Annotated in this window: 14 protein-coding genes; 7 read left to right on the top strand and 7 right to left on the bottom strand. The window is 73.3% G+C overall.

Annotated features, from left to right (window positions below; translation table 11 throughout):
- Positions 1-20: 20 nt before the first annotated feature.
- From MOTC310_RS02030 to MOTC310_RS02000, 7 genes are all read right to left on the bottom strand, one after another.
- Positions 21-380 (bottom strand): hypothetical protein, encoded by a 360-nt coding sequence (locus MOTC310_RS02030; protein ID WP_331301449.1) that lies wholly within the window; start codon positions 378-380, stop codon positions 21-23.
- Positions 380-880, bottom strand: coding sequence for a TspO/MBR family protein (locus MOTC310_RS02025; RefSeq protein WP_419539842.1), 501 nt, complete (start codon positions 878-880; stop codon positions 380-382). The genes MOTC310_RS02030 and MOTC310_RS02025 overlap by 1 nt, the downstream gene beginning before the upstream one ends.
- Positions 877-2,103 (bottom strand): geranylgeranyl diphosphate reductase, encoded by a 1,227-nt coding sequence (locus MOTC310_RS02020; protein WP_331300624.1) that lies wholly within the window; start codon positions 2,101-2,103, stop codon positions 877-879. The genes MOTC310_RS02025 and MOTC310_RS02020 overlap by 4 nt, the downstream gene beginning before the upstream one ends.
- A 4-nt stretch (positions 2,104-2,107) precedes the next feature.
- Positions 2,108-3,439, bottom strand: a complete 1,332-nt coding sequence (locus MOTC310_RS02015) for a BCD family MFS transporter (protein WP_331300623.1) — start codon at positions 3,437-3,439, stop codon at positions 2,108-2,110.
- Positions 3,439-4,323: a chlorophyll synthase ChlG gene (chlG, locus tag MOTC310_RS02010; protein ID WP_331300622.1), complete on the bottom strand. Its 885-nt coding sequence runs from the start codon at positions 4,321-4,323 to the stop codon at positions 3,439-3,441. Before chlG ends, MOTC310_RS02015 begins: the two co-directional genes overlap by 1 nt.
- 346 nt (positions 4,324-4,669) lie before the next feature.
- Complete coding sequence (gene ppsR / locus MOTC310_RS02005; RefSeq protein ID WP_331300621.1) at positions 4,670-6,115, bottom strand: transcriptional regulator PpsR; 1,446 nt, start codon at positions 6,113-6,115, stop codon at positions 4,670-4,672.
- 41 nt (positions 6,116-6,156) lie between these two features.
- The gene (locus MOTC310_RS02000) at positions 6,157-7,047 is read right to left on the bottom strand and encodes a cobalamin B12-binding domain-containing protein (protein ID WP_331300620.1); all 891 of its coding nucleotides are present in this window, start codon (positions 7,045-7,047) and stop codon (positions 6,157-6,159) included.
- A gap of 318 nt (positions 7,048-7,365) precedes the next feature.
- Here MOTC310_RS02000 and bchF point away from each other — a divergent pair, with 318 nt between their 5' ends.
- From bchF to MOTC310_RS01965, 7 genes are read left to right on the top strand one after another with little or no spacing between them, the layout of a single operon-like run.
- The gene (bchF, locus tag MOTC310_RS01995) at positions 7,366-7,872 is read left to right on the top strand and encodes a 2-vinyl bacteriochlorophyllide hydratase (RefSeq protein ID WP_331300619.1); all 507 of its coding nucleotides are present in this window, start codon (positions 7,366-7,368) and stop codon (positions 7,870-7,872) included.
- Entirely contained in the window at positions 7,869-9,143 is a 1,275-nt protein-coding gene (locus tag MOTC310_RS01990) for a ferredoxin:protochlorophyllide reductase (ATP-dependent) subunit N (RefSeq protein WP_331300618.1), read from the top strand. Before bchF ends, MOTC310_RS01990 begins: the two co-directional genes overlap by 4 nt.
- 4 nt (positions 9,144-9,147) lie before the next feature.
- On the top strand, positions 9,148-10,746 hold the full coding sequence (gene bchB / locus MOTC310_RS01985; RefSeq protein ID WP_331300617.1) for a ferredoxin:protochlorophyllide reductase (ATP-dependent) subunit B: 1,599 nt from the start codon (positions 9,148-9,150) through the stop codon (positions 10,744-10,746).
- Positions 10,721-14,425, top strand: coding sequence for a magnesium chelatase subunit H (locus tag MOTC310_RS01980; protein WP_331300616.1), 3,705 nt, complete (start codon positions 10,721-10,723; stop codon positions 14,423-14,425). The genes bchB and MOTC310_RS01980 overlap by 26 nt, the downstream gene beginning before the upstream one ends.
- On the top strand, positions 14,422-15,315 hold the full coding sequence (bchL, locus tag MOTC310_RS01975; RefSeq protein WP_331300615.1) for a ferredoxin:protochlorophyllide reductase (ATP-dependent) iron-sulfur ATP-binding protein: 894 nt from the start codon (positions 14,422-14,424) through the stop codon (positions 15,313-15,315). Before MOTC310_RS01980 ends, bchL begins: the two co-directional genes overlap by 4 nt.
- Positions 15,316-15,331: 16 nt before the next feature.
- Positions 15,332-16,087, top strand: a complete 756-nt coding sequence (gene bchM / locus MOTC310_RS01970) for a magnesium protoporphyrin IX methyltransferase (RefSeq protein WP_331300614.1) — start codon at positions 15,332-15,334, stop codon at positions 16,085-16,087.
- Positions 16,084-17,511 (top strand): BCD family MFS transporter, encoded by a 1,428-nt coding sequence (locus tag MOTC310_RS01965; RefSeq protein ID WP_331300613.1) that lies wholly within the window; start codon positions 16,084-16,086, stop codon positions 17,509-17,511. The genes bchM and MOTC310_RS01965 overlap by 4 nt, the downstream gene beginning before the upstream one ends.
- Positions 17,512-17,528: the final 17 nt, after the last annotated feature.

Here is a 17,528-nt window from a genome sequence, read left to right as displayed (position 1 = left end):
GGCAACCTCCCGTGGCAACTTTAGAGTTTTTTCAATGGGGCGACGCGCGTGAACGCGGCCGTTCGCGGCGTTGTTCCGGCCGGCGCCGGGCTGCGGCGTTGTGCCGTGGCCGCCCGGAACCGCAGGCCGAGATCGGCCAGGTGGGCGAGGAGCCCCGCCAGCATCCACCCGGCGACCGCGGCCCAGCCGGCCCCCACCAGGGCCGCCCGCAGGGCCAGCATCAGCGCGGCGCCCGAGGCGAGATTTGCCAGCAGGGACGGCAAGGGCAGCCCGCGCCGTCGGCCGATCCATGCCAGGACCAGCGCCTCGCAGGCGACGAGCAGGAGGATCCCGTCGACGATCCGGCCCGAGGCGAAGGCGGCGGCGAGCGGGGCCTCCATCACGCCGGCTCCCCGAAGGGGGCGTTGAGGCGCACGATGCGCAGGTTCAGGCAGGCCGCGGTGCTGACCCAGGCGAGGTAGGGCAGGTTCATCAGCCCCGCCGCGCCGGAGACCCGGCCGGTGACCAGCACCAGCGCGACGATCGACAGCCACAGGGCCGCCACCTCGGCGAGCGCCCAGTCGGGCCGGCGGAACCGGAAGAACAGCACGCTCCAGGCGATGTTGAGCGCCCCGTTCGCCCCGAAGGCGGCGAGCAGCACGCCGCGGGCGATCGGGTCGGAATCGCCGGTCCAGGCGAGCACCCCGGAGGTGGCGGTGAGCGCGAAGATCACGGTCCAGACCGGCCCGAAGGCCCAGTCCGGCGGCTTCCAGGCCGGCACGCGCAGGCCCCGGTACCAGCCGTCCGTGGTGGTCGCGGCGGCGCCGGCAATCGCCACCAGCACGGCGGCCGCGGCCGCGACCGCGGGCGGCCCCCAGCCGGCGCCGGCCAGGACGGTCACGGCGAGACCCAGCGGAACAGGTGGGCGAGGTCCTTGAAGAAGATCCGCGCGTGGGCGGCGGGCTTCGCCCGGACCAGCTCCTTGTTCATGTAGCTGTCCCAGGTGAGTTGCTGGACGTCCTTGTCCCGGCAGATCGAGACGAAGCGCTCCCGCAGCCCGTCGCTGCGGTACCAGACCCACTGCATCATCCCGAGGATCCAGAACACGCGGCCGTGCAGCTTCATGAACCGTCTCCGCGCGCCCGCGAGCGCCCGGGCATCGCCGGTTCTCAGGAAGGCGGCGGCGGCCTCGGCCGAGAGCCGGCCGCCCAGCATCGCGTAGTAGATCCCCTCGCCGGAGGCCGGCGCCACGACGCCCGCGGCGTCGCCCGCGAGCAGCACGTCCCGGCCGTTGTCCCAGCGCTTCAGGGGCTTCAGCGGCAGGGGCGCCCCCTCGCGGCGGACGGTCTCGGCGTGGTCGAGGCCGGTGGCGGCGCGCAGGGCCCGGATCGAGGAGCGCAGCGAGAAGCCCTTCCGGGCGCTGCCGGTGCCGATGCTCAGCGTCTCGCCATGGGGGAAGATCCAGCTGTAGAAATCCGGCGAGTGGCGGCCCTGGTAGTAGACGTCGCAGCGGGTGGCCTCGACCGATTCGGCCCCGGGGGCGCCGGCCCCCGGCACCCGCAGGATCTCGTGATAGGCGAAGACCTGCCGCATCTTGGCGTGGCCCGGCACCTCCGCCCGGCCGACCGGCGAGCAGGCGCCGTCGGCGCCGATGACGAGGCGGGCCCGGACGGCGTGGCGGGCGAGGGACTCGCCGGCGCCGGTGGTGAAATGGACAAGCGGCGGCCCGCCATCGGGCCGTGTGATCGTCTCGTAGGCCGCCCCCAGCAGGTCGGCGCCGGCCTCCGCGGCCCGGGCGCGCAGCCAGGGATCGAAATGCTCGCGGTCGACCATGCCGACGAAGCCCTCGCCCACCGGCATGTCGACGGCCTTGCCGCTCGGCGCCACCATCCGGGCCGAGCGGATCTTCGCGACGAGCAGCGAATCGGGGATCGCGAAGTCGCGGATCAGCCGCGGCGGGATCGCGCCGCCGCAGGGCTTGATCCGGCCGGGCTTGTCGAGGAGCAGGACCGCGTGGCCGGCCCGGGCGAGGTCGGTCGCCGCCGTGGCGCCGGCCGGCCCGCCGCCGACCACGACGACGTCGTAGCTGTCGCGGCCGGAGCCGCCATCGTCCAACCGGGCCATGGCCTCACCTCGCGCTGAAGGCAGGATCGAGCGGCACCGAGCCCGGTGCCGGGGCGGAATCGAGCCGGGCCGCCAGGACGACCGCGACGAGGAACAGCACGCCCTCCGCGGCGAAGACCGCCGCGTAGGCCTGGACGGGTTCGGCGGTGACGAGCCGGACGGCGTCGACCGCCACCGCCCCGAGGAAGCCGCCGGCCCCGAAGGCGACGCCCTGCGCGGCCCCCCAGACGCCCATGCGGGTGCCGCGCTCCCGCGCGTCGCCGCGGCCGGCCAGCGCCATCATCGAGCCGATGGCGGCGACCGCGTAGGCGCCGTTGGCGACGCCCAGGGCGAAGACCGTCGCGCGCAGGGGGAAGTCCGATCCCGACGCCGCGCCGCTCGCCAGGGCGAAGAGGGCGGCGGCCGAGCCGGCGCAGCCGATCCCGATCCAGAGCCGCAGGGAGGCGAGGGCGGTGCCGCGGGCGGCGAGCGTCACCGCCGCCACGAGCAGCATGCCGGCGAGCACGCCGCCGTGCTGGAGGCCGGCGAGCTTGGTGGTGGCGCCGGGGCTCATCGCGAAGACGAGGCCGGCATAGGGCTCCAGGATCAGCTCCTGGGCGCTGTAGGCCAGCATCGAGACGAAGACGAAGACCGTGAAGGTCCGGGCTACCGGGTCGGCCAGCACCTGGCCCAGCACGGTGAGGAACGGCCGGCGCGCCTCCGCGGCCTCGGGGGCGCGGAGCGGCAAGCGGCGCTCGACGCCGGCGACCGCGAGCGCCGCCACGCCGAAGGCGACCAGCGAGACCGTGCCCGAGACCGCCACGAGCCGCAGGCCGGAGAACGGGTCGAGGAAGTGCCCGGCGAGCGGCGCCGTGACGGCGAAGCCGACGATCATCATCACCCAGACGACGGTGGCGGCCGCGCCCCGCCGGGCCGGCGCGACGCCGCCCGACAGCAGGACGAGGAGGGAGGTCCCGGCCGCGCCGACGCCCATGCCGACGCACAGGAACGAGAGGGCGGCGAGCGCCAGCCCCAGGGCGAGGTTCTCGGCGGCCAGCGCGGTGCCGCAGGCGGCGCCGAACCCGCCGAGGCAGAGGGCCGCCATGCCGCCGACGATCCAGGGGGTGCGCCGGCCGCTGCGGTCGGACCCGTAGCCCCAGCGCGGGCGCAGGACCTGCACGGCGTAGTGCAGGGCGACCAGCAGGCCCGGCACGAGGGCGGGGAGCGCCAGCTCCACCACCATCACCCGGTTGAGGGTGGCGGTCATCAGCACGACGACGCTGCCCAGCGCGGACTGGACCAGGCCGAGGCGGACGATCTGGGGCCAGCCGAGGCCCGCGTTCGGGTCCGGTGCCATCACGCCCCTCCCACCAGCGGGCGCAGCGCGAAGGCCGCGACCAGCATGCCGAGGACGTAGAGGGTGGTGCCGGTGCCGTTGTACCAGATCGCCCGCTCCCGGGGATTCTCGAGGAACCGCGCCATCAGGGCGAACTGGCCGGCGAGCAGCGCCGCGACGAGGCCGGCGTGCCAGTAGCGCTCCCAGCCGACGAGGAGCGCGATCACCGCGACCTGCGGCAGGGCCATGACCAGGCAGGCGAAGCGCGCGGCGCGCTCGGAGCCCATCTGCACCGGCAGCGACAGCAGCCCCATCCGCCGGTCGCCCTCCACGGACTTGAAGTCGTTGAGGGTCATGATGCCGTGGGCGCCGGCCGCGTAGAGCAGCGCCACCAGGAGCACCCGCCGGTCGGGCAGGGCGGCGGCCATGACGGCGGCGCCGGTGAACCAGGGCAGACCCTCGTAGCAGAGCGCCACCGCGGCGTTGCCCCACCAGCCGTTCCGCTTCAGCCGCACCGGCGGCGCCGAGTAGATCCAGGCCAGGACGAGCCCGAACAGGGCGGCCCCGAGGATCCAGGGCCCGAGGGCGGCCGCCACCGCCAGCGACAGCGCCGTCCAGCCGAGGGCGAGGTAGAGCCCCCAGCGGCCCGGGATCCGCCCGGAGGGAATCGGCCGGTTCGGCTCGTTGATCGCGTCGACGTGGCGGTCGAACCAGTCGTTGGCGGCCTGGCTGGTGGCGCAGACCAGCGGGCCGGCCAGCAGGATGCCGGCGGCGATCACCGGCCACTGGCCGCTGGCCGGCTGGCCCGAGGAGATCACCCCGCAGGCGAAGGCCCACATCGGCGCGAACCACGTGAGCGGCTTCAGCAGCTCGATGACTGCGCTCGGGGCGGGCGTAGCGGTCATGGTGGGAGGCTACCGGGACCCGCCGGAGTGTCAAGATAGATTTACACCGTGCGGCAGCGTGTGCGCGGCGTTTGTCGGGCGAATACAGCGGCTCGACAAAAATACATTATCCGGCAGACCGGCGGGGCGCGCCGCGAGTCAAGACACATTCCCGTGCCCCGGACCGGGATCCGCCGCCCCCGATCGTGCCCCCCGGAGCCTCCGGTCGTCCGATCGCGCGCGTGAATCGGCGCCGCGCTCGAGCGGGTCCGGCGCGCCGCGCGCGCGAACGGATGGGAGGGACGGGATCGATGGAGCGGGCCGCGCGGCCGATCGGGGCGGGACCCCGCCCCGGCCCGCCGCGGCCTCAGACGTCCTCGACCGGACCGTCCAGGTCGCCGACGCCGTAGCGGCGCATCTTGGCGTAGAGGCCCTGCCGGCTCAGGCCGAGCATCTCGGCCGCCGAGGCCCGGTTGTCGCGGGTGATGCGCAGGGCCGCCTCGATGCAGAGCTTCTCGATCAGGTCGGTCGTCTCGCGCACGAGCGTCTTCATCGAGACCCGGCCCACCAGCTCGGTCATCTGCTCCACCGAGCGGGGCACCTCCCGGCCGATTCCGGGGCGCCCCTCGGCGAGCCGCCGCGGGCCGGACCGGATCGCGAAGCCGAGGCAGGGGCGGGGGCCGGCCACCGACACGGCGGCGACCTCCACATCCTCCACGCCGCCGTAGGCGCCGCGGACGACGGTGGCGAAGCGGCGCACGGCGCCGTGGTCGACGAGGGTCGCGAACAGCGCCTGCGCCTCGGTCTCGTCGCGGCCGAGCCAGTGGTCGAGGGTGCGCCCGCGGGCCTGGCCCGCGGTGGCGAGCTGCGCCAGTTCCAGGAAGGCGGCGTTGGCCATGAGGACCCGCCGCGCCGTGTCGGTGACCACGAATCCCTCGGGCATCGCCTCGATCACGGCGGCGGTGGGCGCCTCCTGGTCGGGGCCGGCCGCCGCGGCCGCCGGGTCGGCGACCAGCTGGAGCAGGGCGCTCGCGCCGCCCTCGCCGCGGAACAGCGACGCGGAGACCGTGACCTCCCCGCGCCCGTGCGGCAGGGCCGCCCGGATCTCGCCCGCCTGCCCGGTCGCCCGCAGGGCGGCGAACTGCGCCTCCAGGGCCCGGGCGCTGGCGGCGTCGAACAGATCGACGACGTCCTGCCCGGCGACGCGCTTGGCGGGGCGCCCGAGCAGGCGCGCCGCCGCCGGGTTGGCCTCGGCCACCCGGCGCGTGCCGGCATCGACCACCAGAACCGGCTCGCCGGAGATCTGGAACAGCAGCCGGTAGCGGGTCTCGGCGGCGCGGAGCCGGTCGTAGTCCCGCTCCAGGGCCTGCTGAGTCTCCATCAGCCGGCGCTGCAGGGCCGCCACCGCCCGCATGTCGCGCCCGAGCACGAGGATCGGGCCGCCCGCGGCGGGCCGGATCGACGCGTAGCGGATCGGCAGGTCGGCCCCGTCGGGCGAGGGGTGGTTCACCTGGCGCCAGCGCGTGATGCCGTCGGACCCGGCGTCCCGCAGGAGGGCGTCGATCTTCGGGCGGCTCTCCACCGTGACGGTGTCGATCCAGCGCCGGCCCAGCCAGCCCGCCACGGTCTCCGGCGCGAGTTCGGCGCCGACCGCGGCGTCCCGAATCACCCCATCGGCGTCGATCACCAGGGACAGGTCGGACGACGCCGCGACGATTCGCCCGACCGCCTCGCCCTGGAGGAGGCCGGCCACCTGCTGCAGGGCCACGGGCGGCTGCTGCGTGGAGGGGCGGGGCTGAGGCGTCACGGTCACCGCAATGTGATAGTCGGGTTAAGACCCTGTCAGCAGGTCTTTCAGCAGGCCAATGCCTGTCTGTCCAGCAAAGCTTCCGCCGCGGCGGGCGCCAGGCACGCATCCGACGCGCAGGCATCCGCCCCGACGACCCCCGCCTCGCCGCCGTGGCGCGCGAAAAACGGACCGCCGACCAGGACACGGACCTCCCGGTTGCGGGAGTCGCGGCGCACCTCCTTCACGGTCGCCGCCAGGGCCGGCAGCAGGACGTCGCAGGAGAGCGACAGGCCGACCACGTCGAACCAGTCGGCGCGGAGCAGCTCCAGCGGATCGAGCCCCGGCCCGGGCACCGCCGTGGTGACGTCCCAGCCGGCCTCCCGGAAGAAGCTCGCGACGAGCGACAGGCCGAAGACGTGGGTCTCGCCCGGGCAGGGCAGCAGCAGGACGCTGCGCCCGTTGGCCGGGACCGATTCGCTCTCCAGCTCGGCGCAGAGGCCGCGGCTGACGGCGTGGAGCCGCCCGAGGGCCTCCGTCACCGCGAGGAAGTCGTAGGCATCCTCCTCCCAGAGGCCGCCGAGATGCCGGGCCGCCGGGGCGAGCAGGTCGAGGAGCAGGCGCGCGAGCGGCAGGCCGCCGTCCCGCAGGGCGTCCACCCGGGCGTCGAGGTCGACCGGGCCGGCGGTCAGGAGCAGGGCGCTGAAATCGGCGATCTCCCGCGCGCTCGGCGCCCGGTCCGCCGGGAGGCCGCGGGCGGCGGGGCGGTGGGCGAGCATCAGGCGGGGCAGGATCTCCGCCTCGACGAGCCGGGTGAGCGCGTCCGGTCCCGGCCTGTGCAGGTCGGACCAGCCGAGGACCTTGTCACGCAAAACCGGAAGACCGTCGCTCACGGGACCACAGCCGGCCGCGGACGGACCGTAGTCCAGACGGTCACCGAAATGCCTCCAGTTTCCCATCGGCATCCCTCCCTGAGACGACCCCGGCCCGGGAGGACCGGCAGATTCGCTCGCGCGCTCGGTGTGGCGTTACTCGCCCGTCTATTCTTCGTGTCCGTCAGTTCCTGGAGCTGACAAGCCAGACGGCGACAATCTCTGCCGTCGCCACCGACGATACGCTTCCTGGCGATCTTGGCAATGATCTTATTGGAAGAAAAAATATCTCTCCCCCTGTCACGCCGCGATACCGTCAAGCGCACTTGACACTTCCTGGACCGCGGCCCTAGCCTCTGTCAACGACGGAGCGTCCGGCGCCGCCGAACACCAGGGAGCGGATGCATGGGTCCCGAGGACCGGCCGGCACGACCGCTCTACACGCCCGCCGAACGGCATCGGCGCGATTCCTCGCCCTGGACCCTGGTCCAGGGCGTGCTGGCGCCCCTCCAGTTCGCGATCTTCCTGATCAGTCTCGCCCTGGTTCTGCGCGCCCTGGGCACCGATGACGGCCTGCGGGCGGCCGAGATCTCGGTCGTCGTGAAGACCGTGGCCCTGTACGCGATCATGGTGACCGGCTCGATCTGGGAGAAGGTCGTGTTCGGCCGGTGGCTCTTCGCCCCCGCCTTCTTCTGGGAGGACGTGGTCAGCATGCTGGTGCTGGCCCTCCACACCGCCTATCTCGCGGCCCTCGCCACGGGCGCCCTGAGCGGGCAGGCGCTGCTGCTGCTCGCGCTGGCGGCCTACGCGACCTACGTGGTCAACGCGGCCCAGTTCCTTCTGAAGCTTCGGGCCGCGCGCCTAGAGGGTGCCGGCGGCCGCGCGCCGCGTCTCGCGGAGGCGCTGCCATGAACGCCCCCCTGATCCACCAGCCGCCCTGCGGCGGCATCGATCTGCGCCAGGAGCAGGGTCAGCGGGCCGTGTTCTGCGGCCTCACCGGGATCGTCTGGCTGCACCGGAAGATCCAGGACGCCTTCTTCCTGGTGGTCGGCTCGCGCACCTGCGCGCACCTGATCCAGTCCGCCGCTGGCGTGATGATCTTCGCCGAGCCGCGCTTCGCGACCGCGATCATCGACGAGCGCGACCTCGCCGGCCTCGCCGACGCCAACGAGGAACTCGACCGGATCGTCACCCGGCTGATCGAGCGCCGGCCGGACATCAAGCTCCTGTTCCTGGTGGGCTCCTGCCCGTCGGAGGTGATCAAGCTCGACCTGTCCCGGGCGGCCCAGCGCCTGTCGGGGCGGCTCGCACCGGTGCGAGTGCTGAACTACTCGGGCTCCGGCATTGAGACGACGTTCACGCAGGGCGAGGATGCCTGCCTCGCGGCCCTCGTGCCGGACTTGCCCCGGGAGACCGAGGCAGCCGCGCCGTCGCTCCTCGTGGTCGGGGCGCTGGCCGACGTGGTGGAGGATCAGTTTCTCCGGCTCTTCACCGCGATGGGTATCGCGGATGTCAGGTTCCTGCCCGCCCGCCGGGCCGGCGCGATGCCGGCGGTCGGGCGCGGCACCCGCTACCTGCTGGCCCAGCCCTTCCTGACCGATACGGCCCGCGCCCTCGATGAGCGCGGCGCCCGCCGGCTGCCCGCGCCGTTCCCGCTGGGCGCCGAGGGCACGACCGGCTGGCTGCGGGCAGCCGCCGAGGCGTTCGGCATCTCCGAAGCCGTGTTCGAAAAGGCCACGGCAGCGGGCCGGGCCCGCGCCGGAACCGCCCTCGCGCCCCATCGCGAGAAACTTGGCGGCAAGCGCGTGTTCTTCTTCCCCGATTCGCAACTGGAGGTGCCGCTCGCCCGCTTCCTCGCCCGGGAGCTCGGCGCGGAGCTCGTGGAGGTCGGGACGCCCTACCTGCACCGGGGGCATCTCGCCGCCGAGATCGAGTGGCTGCCCCCGGGCACGCGGGTGACGGAAGGGCAGAGCCTCGACGACCAGATGGACCGCTGCCGCGCGGCGCGGCCGGATCTCACGATCTGCGGCCTCGGGCTGGCCAACCCGCTCGAGGCGGAGGGGCTCTCGACCAAGTGGTCGATCGAGCTGCTGTTCACGCCCGTGCAGGGCTACGAGCAGGCCGGCGACCTCGCCGAGCTGTTCGTGCGCCCGCTCCGCCGCCGCGCCCTGCTGGAGGTGTAGCGCCATGCAGCTCACCCTCTGGACCTACGAGGGCCCGCCCCATATCGGCGCGATGCGCGTCGCCACGGCGATGTCCGGGCTGCACTACGTGCTGCACGCGCCCCAGGGCGACACCTACGCCGACCTCCTGTTCACGATGATCGAGCGGCGCGACGCCCGCCCGCCCGTCACCTACACGACCTTCCGGGCCCAGGATCTCGGCCGCGACACCGCCGAGCTGTTCAAGGAGGCGGTCTCGGCCGCTCACGAACGGTTCCGGCCGCAGGCGATGATCGTCGGCGCCTCCTGCACCGCCGAGCTGATCCAGGACGATCCGGGCGGCCTCGCCAAGGCGCTGGACCTGCCGATCCCGGTGATCGCGCTGGAGCTGCCGGCCTACCAGAAGAAGGAGAACTGGGGCGCGTCGGAGACTTTCTACCGGCTCGTGCGGACGCTTGCCGGGGCACCGGCCCCGCGCCCGGCGCGGGAACCCGGGCGGCGCCCGCTCTGCAACATCCTCGGGCCGACGGCACTCGGCTTCCGCCACCGGGACGACCTGATCGAGATCCGCCGTCTGCTCGACACCCTCGGCGTGGCCGTGAATGTCGTCGCGCCGCTGGGCGCCACGCCCGCCGATCTCGGCCGCCTCCGGGACGCCGACTTCAACGTGGTGCTCTATCCCGAAACCGCCCGCTCGGCCGCGGAGTACCTGAAGAAGTCCTTCGGGCAGGCGTTCACGCACGTTCTGCCGATCGGCGTCGGCGGCACGCGCCGGTTCGTCGAGGAGGTGGCGGGCCTCGCCGGGATCGACCCGGCGCCCGTGCTCGACGGTCCCTGCTCGCGGCTGCCCTGGTACTCCCGCTCGGTCGATTCGACCTATCTCACGGGCAAGCGCGTCTTCGTGTTCGGCGACGCCACGCACGCCATCGGCATCGCCCGGGTCGCCGCGAAGGAACTCGGCTTCACACTCGTCGGACTCGGCACCTACGGCCGGGAATTCGCCCGCGAGGTCCGCGCCGAGGCGGCCGAGCACGGCATCGAGGCGCTGATCACCGACGATTACCTCGACGTCGAGGCGGCGATCCGCGCGGCCGCGCCGGAACTGGTGCTCGGCACCCAGATGGAGCGCCACGTCGCCAAGCGGCTCGGCATCCCCTGCGCAGTGATCTCCGCGCCGGTCCACGTCCAGGACTTCCCGGCCCGCTACGCCCCGCAGATGGGCTTCGAGGGTGCCAACGTCCTGTTCGACACCCTGGTCCACCCGCTGATGATGGGCCTCGAAGAGCACCTCCTCGGCATGTTCCGAGAGGATCCCGAATTCCACGACGGCGTCGGCCCCTCGCATCTCGGCGGCAAGTCCCTCGGGACTCCGGCGGACGAGGCGTTCGAGGCCGCGGACCGGGCGCCGGCCGACACCCCTCCGACGCCGGCGCCCGTTCCGATCCTGCTTGAGCGGCCGGCCGCGACCGCGTGGTCGCCCGAGGCCGAGAAGGAGCTGAGGAAGATCCCGTTCTTCGTGCGCGGGAAGGCGCGCACCAACACCGAGACCTTCGCCCGGGAGCGGCACCTGCCGCTCATCACGATCGAGACCCTCTACGATGCCAAAGCGCATTACGGCCGCTAGGCCGCCGATCCGCGTCGTCATCGTCACGCTCGACAATCACTTGGCGAGCGCGGTGGAACGGGCGCGCCTGCGCCTGCGCACCGAGATGCCCGGGCTGGTGCTGGGCTTCCACGCGGCGGCCGAGTGGGAGACCGATCCCGCGACCCTCGAGGCCTGCCGGGCCGACATCGCGCAGGCCGACATCGTGCTCTCGGCCATGCTGTTCATGGACGAGCACGTCCGGGCGATCCTGCCGGCGCTCGCGGCGCGGCGCGAAGCCTGCGACGCGATGATCGGCTGCCTCTCGGCCGGCGAGGTGGTGAAGACGACGCGGCTGGGCCGCTTCGACATGAGCGGCACCAAGCGCAGCGCCCTCGACTTCCTCAAGAAGCTGCGCGGCAAGCCCGGCCAGCAGGGCAATGCCGGCCGGCAGATGGCGCTCGTGCGCAAGCTGCCGAAGATCCTGCGCTTCATCCCGGGCTCGGCCCAGGACGTGCGCGCCTACTTCCTGACCCTGCAATACTGGCTGGCGGGCTCGGACGAGAACGTCGCCGCGCTGGTGCGCTTCCTCGTGCACCGCTACGCGGCCGGCGCGCGCGCCGCCTGGCGCGAGGGACCGGCGGCCCCGGCGCCCCTCGACTACCCCGAGACCGGCCTCTACCACCCGCGCCTGCCCGGCCGGATCGGCGCCGACCCGTCGCGGCTGCCGCGCCTCGCGGGCGCCAAGGGCCGCGTCGGCCTGCTGGTGATGCGCAGCTACGTGCTCGCCGGCAACACCGCCCACTACGACGGCGTCATCGCGGCCCTGGAAGCGCGGGGCCTCGACGTGGTGCCGGCCTTCGCCAGCGGCCTCGACAACCGCCCGGCGGTCGACGCCTTCTTCATGCGCGACGGGCGCGCCCGCATCGACGCGCTGGTCTCGCTCACCGGCTTCTCGCTGGTCGGCGGCCCCGCCTACAACGACGCCGCCGCCGCCGAGGCGATGCTGGCCCGGCTCGACGTGCCGTACCTCGCCGCCCAGGCGCTCGAGTTCCAGACCCTGGAGCAGTGGGAGGCGGGTGACCGCGGCCTGTCACCGGTCGAGGCGACCATGATGGTCGCGATCCCCGAACTCGACGGCGCCACCGCCCCGATGGTGTTCGGCGGCCGCTCCGCCAATTCCGGCGCCGACAACGCCCGCGACATGCGGGTCCATCCCGAGCGCGCCGCCCGCCTCGCCGAGCGGGTCGCGCGGCTGGTCTCCCTCCGCCGGACCGCCAAGGCCGAGCGGAAGCTCGCGGTGGTGCTGTTCAACTTCCCGCCCAATGCCGGCGCCACCGGCACGGCGGCGTTCCTGTCGGTCTACGCCTCGCTCCTCAACACCCTGAAGGGTCTGGCGGCGGACGGCTACACGGTGGAGATCCCCGAGAGCGTCGATGCCCTGCGCGCGGCGATCCTGGACGGCAATGCCAAGCGCTACGGCACCCAGGCCAACGTCCACGCCCGCGTCCCGGCCGAGGACCACCTGCGCCGCGAGCCCTACCTCGCCGAGATCGAGGCCCAGTGGGGCCCGGCGCCGGGCCGCCACCAGACCAACGGCGCCGAGATCTTCGTGCTGGGCGCGCAGTTCGGCAACGTCTTCGTCGGCGTGCAGCCGGCCTTCGGCTACGAGGGCGACCCGATGCGGCTGCTGTTCGAGCGCGGCTTCGCGCCGACCCACGCCTTCAGCGCCTTCTACCGCTACCTGCGCGAGGACTTCTCCGCCGACGCCGTGCTGCATTTCGGCACCCACGGGGCGCTCGAATTCATGCCCGGCAAGCAGACCGGCCTGTCCGAATCCTGCTGGCCGGAGCGGCTGATCGGGGCGCTGCCCAACGTCTACCTCTACGCGGCCAACAACCCCTCGGAGGGGACGCTGGCCAAGCGCCGCTCGGCCGCGACGCTCGTGAGCTACCTGACCCCGAGCCTCGCGGCGGCCGGGCTCTACCGCGGGCTGATCGACCTCAAGAGCTCGATCGAGCGCTGGCGCGGCCTCGGCCCCGAGGCGGCGGGTGAGCGCGAGACGCTGGCCCGGCTGATCCAGGACCAGGGCGCGGCGGTCGACCTCGCGGCGGCCGAGCCGGCCTGGACCGGCGATCTGGAGGCGCGGGTCTCCGGCCTCTGGACCGCGCTGCAGGAGCTGGAGCAGACCCTGATCCCGCACGGTTTGCACGTGGTCGGGCAGGGGACGCCGGAAGAGGAGCGGGTCGATCTGCTCCTGGCGCTCGCCGAGTCGGCGCATGGCGTGAAGCCGGAGCGGGCCGGGATCGAGGCCCTGGTGGCCGGGCAGGGGATCGAGGCGGCGCACAAGGCCTCCGGCCTCTCCGCCGACGAGGCCAACCGCGAGACACTCAAGAACCTCGCCGAGACCGACCGGCTGCTGTCCCGCGACCATGAAGTTCCGGCGCTGCTGCGGGCGCTCGACGGCCGCTTCGTTCCGCCGGTGGCCGGGGGCGACCTGCTGCGCAACCCCGCGATCCTGCCGACCGGCCGCAACCTCCACGGCTTCGACCCCTACCGCCTGCCCTCCGCCTTCGCGGTGGCCGACGGCGCCCGGCAGGTGGCCCGCATCCTCGAACGCTTCGCCGCGGACGGAAAGCCTTGCCCGGAGAGCGTCGCCCTGGTCCTGTGGGGCACCGACAACCTCAAGAGCGAGGGCGGCCCGATCGCCCAGGCGCTGGCGCTGATCGGCGCCGCGCCCCGCTTCGACGGCTACGGGCGCCTGAGCGGCGCCGAGCTGATCCCGCTGGAGACCCTCGGCCGCCCGCGCATCGACGCGGTGGTCACCCTGTCCGGAATCTTCCGGGATCTTCTGCCGCTCCAGACCAAGCTCCTGGCGGAAGCCTCCTTCCTCGCCGCGACCGCGGACGAGCCGCTGGACCAGAACTACGTCCGCAGGCACGCCCTCGCCATCCAGGCCGAGCAGGGCTGCGACCTGGAGACGGCCGCACTCCGCGTCTTCTCCAACGCCGAGGGTGCCTACGGGGCCAACGTCAACCACTTGGTCGATTCGGGAAACTGGGACGACGACGCGGAACTCTGCGAGACCTTCGCGCGCCGCAAGAGCTTCGCGTATGGCCGCACCGGCCGCCCGGCGCCGCAGCGCGCCCTGATGCAGGCGGTGCTCGCCTCCGTCGACATGGCCTACCAGAACCTCGACTCGGTCGAGGTCGGCGTCACCTCGGTCGACCACTACTTCGACGGGCTCGGCGGCATGGGCCGGGCGGTCGCCCGGGCCAAGGGCGAGTCGGTGCCGATCTACATCAGCGACCAGACCCGCGGGGAGGGGCGCGTCCGCTCCCTGGAGGAGCAGGTGGCGCTGGAGACGCGCACCCGGATGCTCAACCCGAAATGGTACGAGGGCCTGCTCGGCCACGGCTACGAGGGCGTCCGCCAGATCGAGACCCACCTGACCAACACGGTCGGCTGGTCGGCCACCGCCAACGCGGTCCAGCCCTGGATCTACGAGCGGATCACCGAGACCTACGTCCTCGACCCCGCCATGCGCGAGCGCATGGCCGCCTTGAACCCCACCGCCTCCGCCAAGGTCGCCCAAAGGCTGATCGAGGCGCACCGCCGCGGCTTCTGGACCCCCGACGCAGCGATGCGCGACGCCCTCGACCGGGCCGAGGAGGAGCTGGAGGACCGCCTGGAAGGCGTCACCGCAGGAGTGGCCGCATGAACATCGCGATCCGCAACCCCGTCGTGGCCCGGAAGGAGGAGGGGAGCGTCCAGGTCTCCCTCGATCCGGACATCCGCATCGAGACCGCCAAGGTCTTCGCGGTCTACGGCAAGGGCGGGATCGGCAAGTCGACCACCTCGTCGAACCTGTCGGTGGCCTTCTCGAAGCTCGGCAAGCGGGTGCTCCAGATCGGCTGCGACCCGAAGCACGACTCGACCTTCACGCTGACCAAGCGCCTCGCCCCCACGGTGATCGACGCCCTGGAGGCGGTGAACTTCCACTCGGAGGAGCTGCGCGTCGAGGATTTCGTGGTCGAGGGCTACAACGGCGTGATGTGCGTCGAGGCGGGCGGCCCACCCGCCGGGACCGGCTGCGGCGGCTACGTGGTCGGCCAGACCGTGAAGCTCCTCAAGGAGCACCACCTCCTCGAGGACACCGACGTCGTCGTCTTCGACGTGCTCGGCGACGTGGTCTGCGGCGGCTTCGCCTCGCCGCTCCAGCACGCGGACCGGGCTCTGATCGTCACCGCCAACGACTTCGACTCGATCTTCGCCATGAACCGGATCGTCGCGGCGATCCACGCCAAGTCGAAGAACTACGGCGTGCGGCTCGGCGGGGTCATCGCCAACCGCTCGGCCAAGACCGACGAGATCGACCGGTTCAACGACGCGGTCGGGCTGAAGCGCCTCGCCCACTTCCCCGACCTCGACGTGGTCCGCCGCTCGCGGCTCAAGAAGTCGACCCTGTTCGAGATGGATTCCTCTCCGGAGCTCGACGCCGTGACCGCCGAGTACATGCGGCTCGCCGAGACGCTCTGGGCCGGCGCCGAGCCCTGCGAGGCGCAGCCCATGAAGGACCGCGACCTGTTCGAGTTCCTCGGTTTCGATTGAGTCTGGAGTTCGACCGATGGCCAGCGCCAGCTACGACGCCCGCCGGGGCGAGCTGACCACCTACTTCGACCGCACCGCGGTCGAGGCGTGGTCGCGCCTGACCTCGGACGCGCCCGTGAGCCGGATCCGCGCCACCGTGCGGGCCGGGCGCGACGCCATGCGGGCGACGCTGCTCTCCTGGCTGCCGGCCGACATGACCGGCCTGCGCCTGCTCGATGCCGGTTGCGGCACCGGGGCGCTCAGCGTCGAGGCGGCCCGCCGTGGCGCCGAGGTGGTGGCGATCGACGTCTCGCCGACGCTGATCGGGCTGGCGCAGGAGCGGCTGCCGGCGATCGCCGGCGCGGGGCGCATCGACTTCCGGGTGGGCGACATGCTCGATCCCGGGCTCGGGCGGTTCGACCACGTGGTGGCGATGGATTCGCTGATCCACTACCGCGCCGCCGACATCGCCCGGGCGCTGGCGGTTCTGGGCGCGCGCACGGACGGCTCGGTGCTGTTCACCGTGGCGCCGCGCACGGCCCTGCTCACCGTGATGCACGCGGTCGGAAAGTTCTTCCCCCGCGGCGACCGGTCGCCGGCGATCGTGCCGGTGACCGAGGGCGGGCTGCGGCGGCGGATCGCCTCGGAGAAGGCCCTCGACCCCTTCGCCTGGACGCAGAGCCACCGGATCAACAGCGGGTTCTACCTGTCGAACGCGGTCGCGCTGACGCGCACCCTGCCTCCCCCCGCGGATGGGACAGGGAGCCCGGCTGTACCCGGGGTGCGACCATGACCCCCGCCCGGAAGCTCACCAACGCCCTGATGCGCCTCGGCCCGGCCGTGCTTCCCTTCGCGGACGCCGCCACCGCAGAGCTGCCGCTGGGGCGGCTGCTCCGCCTCGCCCTGTTCCAGGTCACCGTCGGCATGGCCGCGGTGCTGCTGATCGGCACCCTCAACCGGGTGATGATCGTCGAGCTCGGCGTCCCGGCCTGGATCGTCGCGATGATGCTGGCGCTGCCGCTGGTCTTCGCCCCCCTGCGGGCGCTGGTCGGCTTCCGCTCGGACACGCACCGCTCGGTGCTGGGCTGGCGGCGCGTGCCCTACATCTGGTTCGGCACGCTGCTCCAGTTCGGCGGCCTGGCGATCATGCCGTTCGCCCTGCTGATCCTGTCGGGCGACACGACCGGGCCGCTCTGGGTCGGCGACCTCGCGGCGGCCCTGGCCTTCCTGCTGGTCGGGGCGGGCCTGCACACGACCCAGACGGTCGGGCTGGCGCTCGCCACCGACCTCGCCCCCGCGCACGCGCGCCCGAAGGTGGTGGCGCTGCTCTGCGCGGCGCTGCTGTTCGGCATGATGGCGAGCGCGGTGCTGTTCGGCCTGTTCCTGGCTCATTTCTCGCCCGTCCGGCTCATCCAGGTGATCCAGGGCGCGGCGCTGGTCACCATCATCCTCAACGGCTTCGCCCTCTGGAAGCAGGAGCCGCGCGATCCGAACCGGACGCGGACGGCGCCGGAGCGGGACTTCCGGTCCTCCTGGCGGGCCTATGCCGGGCAGGGTACCGCCCGGCGCCGCCTCGTGGCGATCGGGCTCGGCACGGCGGGCTTCTCCATGCAGGACATCCTGCTCGAACCCTACGGCGGCCAGATCCTGCACCTCTCGGTGGGGGCGACCACGGCGCTGACCGCGCTGCTCGCCGCCGGCGGCGGGCTCGGCCTGCTGGTCGCGGCGCGCTGGCTCGGCCGCGGCGGCGACCCGTTCCGCGTCTCCGCCGTGGGCGTCGGGATCGGGATCCTGGCCTTCTCGGCGGTGGTCTTCGCCGCCCCGCTCGCCTCGGCCGACCTGTTCGCGGCGGGCGTGAGCCTGATCGGGCTCGGCGGCGGCCTGTTCGCCCACGGCACGCTCACGGCGTCGATGAACCGCGCCGGCCCCGAGGATACCGGGCTCGCGCTCGGCGCCTGGGGCGCCGTGCAGGCGACCGCGGCCGGCCTCTCGATCGCGGCGAGCGGCCTCGTGCGCGACGTCGGCGGCGCCATCGCCCAGTCGGGGGTGCTCGGCGAGGGCATGAACGAGCCCGCCATCGGCTACCTCATCGTCTACCACATCGAGATCGCCCTGCTGTTCGCCGCGCTCCTCGCGCTCGGGCCGCTGGTGCGGGAGGACGCGCGGGCAGAGGCGCAACACCGGCTCGGCGGCGATCTTGCCGGCCGGACGGCCTGAGACACGGGGAGGTCAAC

It is taken from the genome of Methylobacterium oryzae (genome assembly GCF_036441375.1).
Taxonomy (GTDB): Bacteria; Pseudomonadota; Alphaproteobacteria; order Rhizobiales; family Beijerinckiaceae; genus Methylobacterium; species Methylobacterium oryzae_A.
Note: the sequence above shows the minus strand (reverse complement) of the source record. Positions and strands in the feature narration are given on the sequence as shown.